This window comes from Petrotoga sp. 9T1HF07.CasAA.8.2 (assembly GCF_002895585.1).
Lineage (GTDB): Bacteria > Thermotogota > Thermotogae > Petrotogales > Petrotogaceae > Petrotoga > Petrotoga mobilis.
Genome location: NZ_AZRI01000036.1, coordinates 12833 through 27019, shown reverse-complemented (window position 1 = coordinate 27019; position 14187 = coordinate 12833). Strand labels below are relative to the sequence as shown.

General features: G+C 34.4%; 8 protein-coding genes. 7 read left to right on the top strand and 1 reads right to left on the bottom strand.

Annotated elements, in window-relative coordinates; translation table 11 throughout:
- Position 1: 1 nt before the first annotated feature.
- The 7 genes from der to X925_RS07705 all read left to right on the top strand — a co-directional run bounded on the left by der (position 2) and on the right by X925_RS07705 (position 9640).
- The gene (gene der, locus X925_RS07735; protein WP_121959632.1) at positions 2-1384 is read left to right on the top strand and encodes a ribosome biogenesis GTPase Der; all 1383 of its coding nucleotides are present in this window, start codon (positions 2-4) and stop codon (positions 1382-1384) included.
- A gap of 55 nt (positions 1385-1439) precedes the next feature.
- Positions 1440-2048, top strand: coding sequence for a glycerol-3-phosphate 1-O-acyltransferase PlsY (gene plsY / locus X925_RS07730; protein WP_121959631.1), 609 nt, complete (start codon positions 1440-1442; stop codon positions 2046-2048).
- On the top strand, positions 2045-3853 hold the full coding sequence (locus tag X925_RS07725) for a hypothetical protein (RefSeq protein WP_121959630.1): 1809 nt from the start codon (positions 2045-2047) through the stop codon (positions 3851-3853). Before plsY ends, X925_RS07725 begins: the two co-directional genes overlap by 4 nt.
- Positions 3846-4295, top strand: a complete 450-nt coding sequence (locus X925_RS07720) for a tetratricopeptide repeat protein (protein ID WP_012209405.1) — start codon at positions 3846-3848, stop codon at positions 4293-4295. Before X925_RS07725 ends, X925_RS07720 begins: the two co-directional genes overlap by 8 nt.
- 28 nt (positions 4296-4323) lie before the next feature.
- Positions 4324-6816 (top strand): polysaccharide biosynthesis/export family protein, encoded by a 2493-nt coding sequence (locus X925_RS07715; RefSeq protein WP_121959629.1) that lies wholly within the window; start codon positions 4324-4326, stop codon positions 6814-6816.
- A 24-nt stretch (positions 6817-6840) separates the two neighbouring features.
- The gene (gene rsmA, locus X925_RS07710; RefSeq protein ID WP_121959628.1) at positions 6841-7659 is read left to right on the top strand and encodes a 16S rRNA (adenine(1518)-N(6)/adenine(1519)-N(6))-dimethyltransferase RsmA; all 819 of its coding nucleotides are present in this window, start codon (positions 6841-6843) and stop codon (positions 7657-7659) included.
- A gap of 274 nt (positions 7660-7933) precedes the next feature.
- Complete coding sequence (locus X925_RS07705) at positions 7934-9640, top strand: flagellar basal body-associated FliL family protein (RefSeq protein WP_121959627.1); 1707 nt, start codon at positions 7934-7936, stop codon at positions 9638-9640.
- 4 nt (positions 9641-9644) lie between these two features.
- On the opposite strand, the gene X925_RS07700 is transcribed toward X925_RS07705, so the two are convergent.
- Positions 9645-14108, bottom strand: coding sequence for an acyl-CoA dehydratase activase-related protein (locus tag X925_RS07700; protein ID WP_121959626.1), 4464 nt, complete (start codon positions 14106-14108; stop codon positions 9645-9647).
- Positions 14109-14187: the final 79 nt, after the last annotated feature.

The window sequence follows — 14187 nt, the reverse complement described above, 5'->3', positions numbered from 1 at the left end:
CTTGGAAAAACCGACGGTTCTCATAATTGGAAAACCCAATGTGGGAAAATCAACATTATTTAACAGAATGATTGGTGAAAGAAAATCAATAGTTCACGATATGCCTGGTGTAACGCGGGATAACGTTTCCTCCACAATCCAATGGGACGATATATCTTTTACATTGGTAGATACTTGTGGTATATTCGAACAACCGGAAGACAACATAGAAGAAAGGCAGAAAAAAATAATTTTTGAAAGTTTAAAAGACGTATCTTTGGTAATATTTGTAATCGATGGAAAGATTGGACTTACCTCAGAAGACTATCACATTGCTGACTACTTAAGAAAGACCAATTCGAAAGTTATCTTAGTTATTAATAAGGCAGAGAATTTTGAAAAATACGAGCTTGAGATGAAACCAGAGATCTACTCTCTTGGCTTTGGTGAAGGAATCCCTGTTTCTGCAGAGCATAACAAAAATATTTTTACTTTAATGGATACTATCGCAAATACTTTAAAAACTTCTGGCTTAAATTCGGAGGAATCTGTTGATAGCGAGAAGGATAGCGAAGAAATAAAAGTATCTATCGTCGGGCGTCCTAACGTTGGGAAATCTTCTCTTTTTAATAGCATAATTGGTTCAGAAAGGGCTATCGTTTCAGAAATACCTGGAACAACCCGAGACGCCATTGATCATCTAGTTACAATGGGGGATAACACCTTCAGATTTATAGACACTGCCGGAATGAGAAAAAAAAGTACCATTCATTATGGAAGTATTGAAATGTTTTCAATATCAAGAACAATCAACGCTATTGAAAAATCAGATGTAGTAATTTTAGTGGTTGATTCAACAGAAGGAATAACGCAACAAGACAAAAGCATCATAGGTATTGCAGAAAAAAGAGGAAAGGGAACAATTATAGCCTTTAATAAGTGGGATTTAGTTAGTAACAACCATCAAAGAAAGGAAGAGTTTTTTAACTATTTTGAAAAAGAACTCTACTTTGTAAATTATAGTCCATTAGTTTTCACATCGGCACCTAAAAGATGGGGGATTCAAGAATTAATAACCGCTATAAAAGAAGTAGAAAAATCAAGAAACAAAAAAATCCCAACAAGTGCGTTGAATGCAGCCTTAGAAAAATACACATTGGTTACTCCACCACCAATTAAAAAAGGAAAAAGAATTAAATTTTACTATGCTACACAAGTTGGGACTAAACCTCCTGTTTTCGTATTCTATTCAAATTTACCATACGACATACCAAAATACTATCAACAAGGTTTGAGAAACATGATAAGAAATTACATTGATCCTTTCATTGGTTCACCTATATTTCTAAAATTCGAAGCAAGAAAAAATGAAGAAACTTCAAAAACCAAGCAAAAAACATTATAAAATTTGTTGTTAAACTTTGACTAAATTATATATCCTATTTCAGGGAGGAAAACATATGTCCATTGCTGCTTTGATCATCAGTTATCTATGTGGATCTATTCCTTTCAGCTTCTTGATTCCATGGAGTAAGGGGATAGACATAAGAAAAACTGGAAGCGGAAACGTTGGAGGAACCAATGTTTTAAGGGCTTTGGGGCCAAAATGGGGACTCCTTTCAATAACTCTTGATTTTTTGAAAGCATTCATTCCCATTTTAATAATAAGACTTATTTTTGGTGTTGATTCGTGGGTTCCTTATTTATCTTTAATTGTACTTGTTTTAGGTCACGACTATCCAATCTTTTTAAAGTTTAAAGGTGGAAAAGGAGTCGCTTCGACATTAGGTGGTTACTTTGCTTTGAGCCCCTTATTAGGCGCAATATTTTTGTTAGTTTGGATACCCGTCGAATTATCCACCAAATATGTTTCTTTATCGTCCCTTTTAGGCTTGCTTGTAACCGCTATCTTAGGTTATTTCTTGGATACAAAAATGGGCATTACCTACACTATTTTGTTTTTACTGAGTTTGTATAAACACAGATCGAATATCAAAAGGTTACTATCGAATTCTGAAAATAAAACAGACATTATAAAAATCTTACAAAGGAAAGAAGAGCTTAAATGAAAAAAGCACTTATCCCCCTTTTTATTTATCTTTTGCTGACTAACGTTTGGATATTCTCTCAAGAATTATCAGAAAGTGAATTAAAATCAAGAGAACTATTTTCAGAGAGTCTCCAGTTGTTATTTGAAGGGGAAAAATACGAGGCACGTGTTCAATTGAATCAAGCAATGAGTGGAGAAATATATATAACAGATATACCCAAACTTTGGTACTATGCAGCTAAATTAGATTTACAGTTAGGAATGATAGACAAAGCTATTCAAGACTTGGAAAATTCTTTATTATTCTCTACAGTAAATGAAGAAACTAATACATTGTTGAACTTTATAAACAGTATCAAAAATTTTTCACTTTCCAACTATGCCACACCTGTATTTCTTGAAATTAGCCAAACAGCAGGCGTTAAAGATTCTTTTGAAAGATTTTATAATCCAGTAGATTGCGAAATCATCAATTCAAATTTGTACGTTTTAGATTCTCAAAATCACTTGATATTTAAAACAAGTAACTACGAAGAAACTTGGATAAGATTGGACAAAGGCAAAAAATATTATTCTATAAACGCCGACGAACATTTAAATAGAGTTTACTTAGGAACCGATCAAGGAATTTACTACTTTGAAAGTTATTCTCCAATCATTAGAAAGGAAATTAAAACCAATTCAACGGTGGAAAGTACGGTATTAACAAACGAAATAGAAAACCAAATAGAAGTTTTGACAGAAGGTTTTCCATTTGTGATTTACGACATCGATAACGCTGGAAGATTAGTCGGATACGATCCATACAACAATGAAATAAAAATCATAGGTTACAACGGTGAGATACTTCAACAAAAGAAATTTGATCATTCAATAACGTTTCTCGATGGAGCCTTATGGCACAACAATTTATACTTAATTGATTATGCAAGTTTATCAGTTTTTAATTTCGATATATTAAAAAATGAAGTGGTGAACACAACAAAACTACCAAATAAAACTTATATTTCTCTTGATGTTCTTCCCTGGAATAAAATCTTAGTTTCATCAGTTGAAGATGGCATAGAAATTTTAGAAGAAGATGGAGAACTCAACCCAATCGATGATAGTTTTAATGGTAAAAATACTAGTCAATTCAGGGGAAAAGTCAAAATTGAAAATGGTGTGCTTATCCTTTCGGATTTAGAAGATAACAAAGTTTACTTGGAAAGAATAGATTCAAATACTGAAAGTAACCTGTATATTTTAAATTTGTACGGGTTGAAGTATAGTAAAAACGATCGAACAGTGACCCTAAAAATTAATGTCAACGATATCTCAGGCGAAAAAATGGATTTTTTGACCAAAAATATATACGTAATGGATTCAGGGGGTAGAGTGCCTTTTAATTACCATCGTACTTATTCGATATCAGATACTTATGAATATGAAATTAACGATCTCTTCCAAGTTCATGTACCCCAAATTAACACCGATTCGAAGATATTAACACATGGTGAGATCGACACAGAACTAACCCCTGAAAAGACGATACCTTTTATCCTTTCAAGTAGTTCTTTATTCCACCTGACTAATGGAAAAGAAGTAAACGCTAACTTAGAAAACCTTGCCTTCATGAGCGGAGGAGGTATTATAGATCAAAGCCAAGAAGAATATCTGAAAAGTTATTTGAAAGTTTCATACAAACCTATTGATTACATAGAATACAACTTATTTCCTCCAATAATCAGTGGGATAAATCCAGCCGGTGTCTCTCTGTTATTAGAAGATAAAACTTTAGTTGATACTCTTTTTTACTATACTGAAGGGGATATAAATGAGTAAAGAACTGGCATATTATTACAACCAAAAAGCAAACACCATGTTAGAAAAAGGGAATTATCTAAATGCTGCTTCATATTATAAAAAAGCGATATCTTTACTTCCTGAAGATCCTATGTTCTATCATAACATTGGGGTCTGTTATATGCTAAGTGAAGATTACGAAAAAGCTAGTAAATTTTTAGAGATTGCTTTAGAAAAAGGCATAGACTTAGACGAGACAAACCTTTACCTTGCCCATTCATTATACGAAATAGAAAAGTATGAAGACATATTACATTTAAAAGAACCTCAGGATGGCCAAAACAAAATAAACTTTTTGATCATAAAATCAAAAGCCGCGTTGAAAAGTGGAAACAACGAAGTTGCAAAAAAGATAGTAAGTCATTTAAAAATCTCGGGTTACAATTCTCAAGAATTGGAACTAATAGAAAAAATGATATAACAAAAAATTTTAGTGGGGAGGATAAAAAATGAAAAAAGGTAGCTTTATTATCATTCTTTTAATTCTTTTGGCTTTACCAATTATTACATTCTCATATAACGTAAGGATGGGTGACATCTTAGGAATTTGGGTCTTAGGATATCCTGAATATTCAATAACCGATGCAATTGTGGGGCCAGAAGGAGACGTCACGGTACCTCCTATTGGCAGAATAAAAGCAGAAGGTAGAACTTTAGAAGAAATTGAAAACGAGATATCCACTAAAATGGAAAGTTACATAAAAACTAATAAAGTTACAGTAGGAATCACCCAGTATGCCCCTTTTTCGGTAACGGTTTTAGGAAACACCAACATAAACGGGGTCATTAACATAAAAAACGAAAAGATTAAACTTTCAGATCTAATTGGATTAGCTGGTGGGATAAAAGATATCACTAACTCCTCTTATGCGTTGATCAAATCTCCCGATGGAAAGGAACAAAAAGTTAATATCGAATGGATCAAAAGTGGAGAACCTGGTGAAGATCCTTATATATATGAAAATTACTTTGTTCTCTTCCCATACGACTATACCAATAAGGTCACTGTTTTTTCAGACTTCGGCACGTCATCTTTAGATTACTATGAAGGTTTGACGTTGAAAACCGTCATCTCTTCCATGAATATACCTACTAACAAGATGCCTACTGAACTTATGATTGTTCGAGAGGGAAAAATTCAAGAAGTCCCATTTGATGAAATAGTAAAAAAAGAAGATTATTCCTTACAACCAGGCGACACAGTAATAATTCCTTACAACTACACGAATAATGTTCTCGTCTTTTCTGATTTTGGATCAGCTTCTTTAGATTATTTTGAAGGCATGGGAATAAAATCTGTAATAACGTTACTTAACGTTAGTCTAAGCGAAGTAGAAGACTCTGTAACAGTTGTTAGAGAAGGAGAAACTACTACTTTATCTTTACAGAAAACAACCAACAATGAAGATTTTTTGCTTCAACCAGGCGATACAGTAATAATAAACAGATTTGAAAATTATGTATACTTAAGTTCACAAGAAAATTCACAAAGAGTTGACTTTGAAAAACAAGAAAGAATGAACATCAGAACACTCTTAACTAAAGTTGGTATAAGTGAAGAAAATGTGGAAGAAGTTCGAGTAAACAACCAACCCGTAAATTCGAATACTGAGCTAAAAAAAGGTGATTTTGTTCAAATTACACTTAAGAGAAACTATGTTTATCTAAGTGGAGCATTCAACAGAACTGGAAAGGTTGAATTTTTGCCAAACGAAAAAATAAGGATGGATAAGATAGTTGGATTAGCAGGTGGTTTCAGTAACAATTTTTCGGGTAACTTGGTTATCGTGGACAATTCTGGAAGTACAAAAAGTTTAACCGTTGATCCGAATAACTTAACTATGTTGAAAGATGTCTTAGTAAGTTCTGGCTCAACGATAATAGCCGACACAGAATTAAGAATGGCTTATATATTCGGAGAATTCTCTAATGTTATGGCCTACAATCAAGGAGAAAGTTTGTATGAACTACTGCTCCCATTAAACTTAGATGAATCCTACCAAGTTAGATATCAAATCGGTGAAAAAACCGGAACTTCAATAGCGAATGAATTTGACAGTTTAAAAAATATTCCACTCGAAGGCAAGGCCTTTGTAGAGATTTCAAGAATTGCTCCAGACCAAATTATCGTCTACAAGGCAGGAGAAACACAAGTTATTCAGCAAAAAAATGTGAGGTTAATAGATGTCTTCTCGTCTGTAAATGGGTTCTCCCCAGTAGATACTGGAACAATAGCAATTTACCAAAACAATGAAGTTATAAAAACGATCAATTCTGAAGAATTATTGAATAATTTAATGATGGAAGTTCCAAAAGGTTCATACGTCGTTGTTCAACCAGAAGTGAGTGGTTCATACATAGCTGTTTTGGGAAATATCTCTCCAAAAAGTCTAAGAACAGATGTTCCAATGAGCTTGGTTGAGATCCTTTCTAGCTCCGCTATCGATTGGAAAAACCAAGAGAGTATCTTCATCTACACAAAAAACAACGAGGAAATAAAAGTGGATATAAAAGACGTTGAATCACTAAGAAATGTACTTGTTAACCCTGGATCCATAGTCTACGTACCACCGGCAGAAGAGCAAGTTGTTTACGTCTTTGGAGAAGTAACAAAACCCGGTATTATCCCATACAATGCAGGCATGACAGTGCTAGACGCAATACTCAAAGCAGGAAACGCTTCTCAATCAGCTCAATTAACAACGGTATACTTATTCAAAGATGGTCCGGAAAATCCACCTGTAACTTTGGACTTATCTGGAATAATAAACGCAGCCCCTGTAAAAACCGGGATGAACCCAGAAGTAAAACCAAAAGATATTATCTATATTCCAAAAAACACACTCACCAACATCGTAGAAGTTATGAGTACGGTACAAACATTCATGAGTTTTATTAACGCCGGCTTTGACACATACGCTAATGTATCTGGTCTGTTTTGATAAAATAAGAAAGGTGAAATTTGTTTGAAAACCTCTGAATGGCTTAAGAAGTACGATATAAGATTAAAAAAAGGGTTGGGTCAAAATTTTTTGTCTAACTCGACTGTGTCTCATGAAATAGTAAAAAAAAGTGAAATCGATGAAAATGACGTAATAATAGAAATTGGAACCGGCAATGGAATTCTCACAGAAGAGATAGCAAGGAAAGCAAAAAAAGTAATAACGTTTGAAATTGATGAGAGGCTCAAACCGCTATTAGAAGAAAGGTTTGAAGGTTCAAAAAATGTAGAAATACATTTTGAAGATTTCTTAAACACAGACCTTTCTAAATTCAAAGATATTCCAAAACTGAAATATATAGCAAACATCCCATATTATATCTCTTCAAAAATATTAGAAAAGATATTTGAAGAATCACCAAAATTTGAATACGCAATTTTTATGTTTCAAAAAGAGTTTGGACAACGGTTGATGGCAAAATCAAAAAAAAGTTACAGCCCTTTAAGTATATTCGTTCAGACTTATTGTACTGTTGAAAGAATCATGGATGTATCTAAAAACAATTTCATACCAATTCCAAAAGTAGATTCAGTAATATTGAAATTCAACCCTGTGTACAAGTATGTAGAAGAAATAGATCCAAAAGATTTCATGAAATTTGTTCACATATGTTTTTCTAAAAGAAGAAAAACTATAAAAAACAATCTAAAGGAGTTAATACCTAATACGGAAAAATATTTAATGGAAGTTCAAATTGATCCATCCTGTAGACCAGAAGATATTCCTTTAGAAACATACATAGAATTATACAAAATTATTGCCAAAGGAAATAAAAGTGAATAAATTTCAAAAGTCTAATTACAACTCATCTAAGTAGATATCCTATGTAATTATAGAGGCTTTAGAAATAAAAAGATTTTCCAAAATCTCGTTTGCGTAGCTTTTGCTGTTTTATGCAAAAAGTTTTTTAATAATGCTTTAGAAGTAACATCCTCATTCTCATTTGCGAAGCAAATGCGTTCGGGGATCTTAAGGGGTTTACCCCTTAACGTTTGGCGAAGGGGCGCTAACAAAGGTTTCTAAAGGCAATAGTAAATTTATCTTTGGAGGGATAGAAATGGCTGAAGAGAACTATTCAGAAAATAAGAATGAAAATAAATTAGAATACGAAAGTTTAATCAACCAAGAAGAAAAGAAACCACCACAAAACAGAGAGAGATTAATTATTATTACAACTATTATTGCAATAGTTGTCTTGGGTATTGTGATTATATTTTCTCTGTTGTTTTTTGGTGGAAAGTATAATGTAACGATCAACTACGAAATAGTTGCTTCAGAAGGTCTACAAGAACCTTACAACGAAATAAAAGTTGAATTGATTGGAGCCAATACTTACGAAGCATCTTTTCCTGTTGGAGAAAGTATAGAATTAACGTCCATAGAAGAAGGGACTTATGAGCTAAATATCATGGCAGTCGATGATACAGGACTTGCATATTACTATTATAACAACCCAGAATTGTTTGTGAATGAAGATAAAACCCTAAGCGACATAAATCTCGAAAAATTACCCCTAAGATATCAAATAGATTATGAATGGGATGATAACGATTTGTATATAACACTCCCACAAGATTATGACCAATATTTAATTTATAGAAGAAACAGTGATGGAATGTACGAACCTTATAGGACCTCCACCCAGCATACACTTATTTTAAGTTCAGTGCCTTCAGAAGGATTGGATCTGAAATTTGCTGTTGTTAAAAATAACATGGTTTATAATTTCTCTGAAAATTATTATTTTCAAAAAAATAGTTCTCCCATAAGCCCAATAATCTTATCTCCATCTGAAAATCAACAATTAAGCGAGTCTAGTGTGTACTTCGTATGGCAAGCTGAAGATCCCGATAGAGATTCATTGGTTTTTGATTTATATTTAACTGCGGACTCTGGACAAGAGCGACTCATAGCAGAAAATATCGATACGTATTTTTATCGATTTAATTCTTTGGAAATGGGAAAAAATTACACCTTAAAAATTGTTGCAAAGGATCAAAAAGGCGGAGAATCTACCTCTCAAATACGCTTTTCCACAAAAGTAGTGCCCGAGGAAAAAGTTTATCTCTACTCACCAAGTGGCGAAATGGGGGTAACTATATATGAAGTTACAGATCCAAGTAAACCCCAAGAAATCGCTACAATAGACACGCCAGGAAACGTCACAGATGTAATCAATCACGATAACTATCTATATATACTCAGATATATGGAAGGATTAAGCATCGCAGAAATAAGTAATCCTAACTCTCCCAAACTCCAAGAAAACTTGAATTTAGAAGGTATTAACGGAATTAAAATCGCCAATGGTTATTTATACGCTAGATTTGAAAACGGACAAGTTAGTGTCTATTCAATTAAAGATAATCCACGTAATCCAGAATTTCTAGGATACACTGACATCAAATTCTATGGTGCCCTAGAACCTGAAATAAGATATATTCAAACTCAGCAAGACTTAAAAGTCGAAATTATCAAAGGCGAGTACCCGGTTAGAGTCAACCTTAACAACCGTGTTTTTGTTACAGAATATTCCCTTTTAGTTGCCAACGCAGAAATGAAAGAAACTGTAGAAAATTCCTTTTCGCAAGTGTTTGACACTCTTAGACTCATTTTCTCAACTTATAAACCTGAAGATTTTAGAAATAATGAGAAAATTGCCGAAATTGAGAACAAATTGCTTTCAGCTTTAAATGAATTATTTAAAACTAACACTACTAACGGTATAAAAGAGGTAAATTTAGAAATTTCTAGAGTTGAATAATCTCCTATTTTGTCAATTTTTGCTTTAGATAGCATTGTTCTCTGAAGGCTGCTATTTCAGCTTCGAGATTTGTATTTGCAGAATCTCCAAAAAATGCATGAATCATTGGAACAACCAATGAAGGATCTCGTTTTGATACTTCTTTGGCGATGGCATCCATTTTTGCCATCGCCACGCCTTCTTGCATGCAAGTGAAAGGTCCTACATGGAATATCCCAGAAACTTTTTGTCTACCGTTTGCCAATTCACCATTTAAAAATTTTAGAAATATCCCAATTACCAAAGGTGATTCTCCTACAATATCACCGTGGTACTTTCTACTATTTTGCATGTCATCGATGATTTTTTGAGGTTTGGGTAAAACAGCGTGGTCTTTAGAATACGCCCCAAAAATTTTTTTGAAACGCCAATCGGTGAAGCCCATGTAATTATCCACAAAACGGAAAAGAAAATTAGGGTTTCTTCTTTCGTTAATGTAAATTACATATTCTAACCATTCAGCTATTGTCCCTCTGATTATTTCTAACCTTTCCTCTTCTATCCTTTCCATTACATAATCTGTGTAAGGATCATGTTGTCTTGAATATATTTCCCCTATGTACAATACTAAAGGAAGTGAATGTTCTTTTGCACTTGGGGATAACTTTGTGAAAGTATCTATAGCGTTTTTCACCCATCTTTTTAGATATTTTATAGAACCGCCTTTTTCCATCAGTAATTGTTGTAGGTTTTCCCATAGTTTTTGTGTAGTTTCATCGAAATCGGAAAAATCATCTGCATATGGTCTGAATCTTCTGATTAAATCATCTGTCATATCCGCCATTTTTATTGCCCTGAAAACGTTTATTAATGCATCGGCTTTCTGATAAAGAGTTTTAAACTGTTCTGGTGCCTCTATCTGTAGGTAACCTGTATCAACAGAAGGGCTGATTATAGGGATATTGTCAAGTCCTTCTTTATGTAAAAAAATCTTCAGAACTTCTCCATACTTACCAAAACGACATGGGCCAGAAGTGGTCGGTAAGAATATAACTGTATTGTCATTTATCCAGTCCTTTCCTTTATCTCTGGCTATTTCTTCCAAGGTTGCCATTGCATCACCAACGACGCCTCTTAACGGGAAACAAACTTCCGTTGTGATAAACCTATCTGCCGCTTCTTTGGCTTGAACTGTGGCTGTTGGTAAGACCTTTGCTTCTATCCCGTAATGTTTAAGTATAGCTTTTCCTAGGTTACTTGCCTCACCCATGTAGGGAATGAGCCACTGCCTCTGCCCCAATTTTAATTTGTCCTTATGACCATCTGGGAATAAAACAAAATCTTTGAACTCCAAATCAGTTTTTGGTTTACTCTTTTTTACAACTCGATCGTGTGCCTCAGCCCTTGTAACAAAGGGGGCGTTGTTGGTTTGTGCATCTGTCACTAAATGCAAAAACGGTTTGTCTGCTCTTTTGAATATCTCATCTTCATGATAAAATTTGACTGAGTCAGGTCCGCAAGCAAAATTCATCTGTCTTATTGGAAATAGTTTTGGATGTTGTGCAACGAATATAGAAGCTTGGAGAATATGTGCATTTTGATACCAGTATTCGTTGAAAGAAAGTTCATCTATCGGAATATCCTTGTAGTACTCTTCCAAAAAAGTTTGTGGAATATAATTCATACCTCTTTGGTTGGTGAACATAGAACCTGATTGTGAGGAAGCCTGAGGGTCTAATACAACATAATCTCTTCCCAATCCTACATACCCCACCTCTTCACTTTTTTCTAATTTGTTTAAGAATCTTTCCCCTTGTTTGTGTAAATCGCTTTTGAATGCTTTTAATTTTTGATCTGCATATTCTATGGCTTCCAATATCTTTTCTTTGGAAATATTGTAACCAATTCTTTTTAATTCATCGTATATCGCTTGAGCTGACCTTTCTTTATCTTTCCAGTAAAGAACAGGCAGAATCTCTCTATCTTCTTCTAATCCCAATATGTCTTGTAACAAGTAACCTTCAGCCTCTGTATATATGCAGAATTTTCTCATAGGTTTTTTATCTCTTACTTCTTCAATAACCGAAGGGTTAAACAGATGTTTTATCCTTTTATCTTTTGCCAGCAGATCCCCGTGACCTATAACAAGTTTCATAGCTATACAAAACTCTGTAGGAGCAATATTAATACCTCTTTGTGCAATTTCTTCATCTGAGACTGGAGATAATACTGGTAAAAATCCAATTTTACTAAACAATGCGGCAGACCAAATACCTATTTCTCCTAAGGTTACTCCAGCTCTGTGAATACCTACCGTTTTTTCATTATCGACATTTATTTCGTCCAACTTTTCGTATTTTATGCCTTCAAAATGTTTTTCAAACAATCTATGGAAAATTTCAACATAATCTACTTTTACCTTCTCTGCCCCTTCACTGTTCCCTCTTGGACAAAAACCACCTGTTATAACTTTTTCGCCTGCTATACTAAAGATTTTTAATCTGCAATTTCTTACCTTACAGGACAATTTGCCGAAGTAATCTGAACACATTACCTCTTCTTTTTCAAATTTCATATCTACTACTTCAAAGCCTCTGAAAGCTGAGCGCACTTCTTTTCCTTCTTTTTTCACCTTCAATATCTCTTCTCTTAGAAAAAGACCCGCTCCCCATGCTCCAAACAATTCTCTGTGGGGATAAGCGTAGATATCTTTGTTTGTAACTTGTGCCATTGCAGCCAAAAATGCTTTCCCCAAGGCTGGTCCCCCTTGACAAGAGCATTTGTTTTGAATATGTTGTGGACCTCCAACAAATTTATTAAAATAGCTAGCTGCGGTGGATCTGACTATCGCTGCAGCTATCTCTTCTTGTGAAAAACCCTCGGAAATTAAACGGTTTTCTTCCATTTCCATGAAAACGCCACAGGTAGAATCTATAATGGGTACTTTTTCTGCTTTCAACGCTGCTTCTTGAAGTGTCGATTTGACATCCAAGCCTAACAGTTGAGCCATGTTCTCCAATGTTTGACCAGCTCCGGCTTGACATGAGTAATTCATCCTAGCCTCTTTTATCTGATCTGTAGCTTCTTCTCCATTAAGTTTGAAAGAAGTGAACTTCATATCTTGTCCACCGATTTCAAATATCGTATCGATCTCTTCATCGTGAAATTTAATTCCCTTGGCGTGACATGTGACTTCATCAACGGCTCCATCTAAAACTGCGTATCCTTCTTCTTCTAAAGTTTCTTTTTTCTTTTGACTTACTAAAATTCTCTCGTACAATTTTCTGGCTGATCCTGTGGTACATACACCAAGAACATTATAATTATTGGATTTTTTGGCTAAGTGTCTAAACACTTCTTTAAGAGCTCTTTCTGGATCACCATGGGTGCTGATGTAAATTTTGTCTAAAAGGGCACCCGTTTCAACGTCCACAATCGCAGCTTTTGTGGTGGTTGAGCCTCCATCTACTCCTATGGTTACATCTCTAACCACATCAGGTTGCACTTTCTCAATTTTTCCTTCGTAGCTGTGGACTTTATCAAGAAAGGCATAAAGAGGCTTAGCATAGGGACGTTTACTCTTCGTAAAATTAGAGATCTCAGAAAGTCGGTTAAAATCTATCACAAATTTGTTTTTCTTTTCTAAAGCTTCCAGAGCTATTCCTATTGCTCCAACCGCCGTATGGTACTTAGGCCTTTTTACATTTAAATTAGTTAACATATTGAAACTTTTGAGGATATAATCACTTGAAAAGACTCCTCCTGTAGCTATGGCTGAGAGAGATGGATCAAGTTCCCTCGCTCCAATCACGTCATTTTTAAAATTCCTAGCTACTGTAGAGTACAATTTTGCAACTAAAAAGGGCCTTTGAGCACCTTCATTTTGTTCGTGTATCAAATCTGATTGAATTACAACACCACATCTAGCGTTGAAGCCTTGAATATCGCTGTAATCTTTCACCTCGTTTTCTGCTTGAGCATATAATTTTCTCATTAATTCGATTTTTTGTGAGTAATCATCTATCTGAAAAAACTCTGAATCGTTTTTTAAGTATAATCTTTTCAACTGTTTTTCAACTAAGATTCCTGAACCCCCGCCACATTTGCTATTAGCTGACAACTCTAAAAGATTCACCTTTTCTTTAAGATGTCCAAGTCTTAAAAAATATGAGTCCTTTGCTCCAATGTGGAATACATAGGAAACATTTGGTTCGAGAAAAGAAGCACCTTTGGGTATGGTAACACTTTCATAATCAAACAAGAGTTCCGAAAAAACTTTGTTGAAAAGTTGTGCACCTATTCCCGTGAAAGACGTAGAAAGTACTTCCCCATCCAGTTCAGGTTTTATCAATTCCCAAATCTTCGGTAGCCTTTTTAAAGGCACACCAAAATGTGGAATACTTTCTTTAACGTATTTTAGTTTTCGTTCTTCATCAATGACCGCTACATGAATGCTTGATGAACCAATATCAAACCCAACGTAATACATACCTTTTCTCCCCTTAAAGCCCAAAATTTTTCTTTTTTTGAAGCCCTAAAACCTACTTTAGTGCCTCTTTAACCCACCA

What these genes read in the sequence shown, in the direction of transcription:
- X925_RS07715 (WP_121959629.1), top strand. Translation starts at nt 4,324, where the DNA reads ATGAAAAAAGGTAGCTTTATTATCATTCTTTTAATTCTTTTGGCTTTA.
- X925_RS07705 (WP_121959627.1), top strand. Translation starts at nt 7,934, where the DNA reads ATGGCTGAAGAGAACTATTCAGAAAATAAGAATGAAAATAAATTAGAA.
- plsY (WP_121959631.1), top strand. Translation starts at nt 1,440, where the DNA reads ATGTCCATTGCTGCTTTGATCATCAGTTATCTATGTGGATCTATTCCT.
- X925_RS07700 (WP_121959626.1), bottom strand. Translation starts at nt 14,108, where the DNA reads ATGTATTACGTTGGGTTTGATATTGGTTCATCAAGCATTCATGTAGCG.
- X925_RS07725 (WP_121959630.1), top strand. Translation starts at nt 2,045, where the DNA reads ATGAAAAAAGCACTTATCCCCCTTTTTATTTATCTTTTGCTGACTAAC.
- X925_RS07720 (WP_012209405.1), top strand. Translation starts at nt 3,846, where the DNA reads ATGAGTAAAGAACTGGCATATTATTACAACCAAAAAGCAAACACCATG.